Source organism: Vibrio sp. 378 (assembly GCF_033339435.1).
The window spans coordinates 1-626 of record NZ_JAWOUO010000725.1 but is presented as its reverse complement, the minus strand read 5'-3'; the positions used below and the strand labels follow the sequence as shown (position 1 = coordinate 626).

Here is a 626-nt window from a genome sequence, read left to right as displayed (position 1 = left end):
ACTCACCGTTGTGGCGGCACTGCCCGAATATTTGGTCAGACGCCCCAATTCGCGACCCGCATTTGCCACCATAAACTCGTCACTCGCTCCTATCGAGGACTCTCTCAACGCAAAGTCACCCAATGCTTTTGCAAGTTCGGTTTGGTTACCGATGGTTTGCAAATATTGGTCGTTCCACTGACCACCAAATAAGATGGTGAACACCCCATTCACCGCGTTGCGCATGTACCAGTTTTGAGCGTATTGGTTATTCCAGCGCGTCAGCCACTCCGTCACTTGCGGTAAATAAGCGTGTTGCAGCCCCGCACTGTCCATCGTAATGATCACTTCACTTAATACCTTGCCGTGCGAGTCGCTGTTTTCGTAAAAATTAGCGTTGTTTACAAACGCGTCTACCGCCTCTTGCACTGCGGGCGTGACCCAAGAAACAAACGAGATATTGTTGTTGTAAAACTCGGCGTAATAGCCAGCGCGCAAATACAAGTACAAGGCTTCAAGCTCATCACTACCACCGCCAGTATAGGCCTTCGCCAAAGTCACCGTATGCTTTGCCACGTTGTACATGTGGTCAGAATCAAACGCCGCTTCTTGCACTCTGCTTTGAGCAGAGAACAGCTCGTTGATGC

Annotated in this window: 1 protein-coding gene; it reads right to left on the bottom strand. The window is 50.2% G+C overall.

The window, feature by feature from the left end; translation table 11 throughout:
* Nucleotides 1-626: M9 family metallopeptidase N-terminal domain-containing protein (locus R7Q48_RS28505; protein WP_318133691.1), on the bottom strand; the 626-nt coding region annotated here is incomplete at both ends.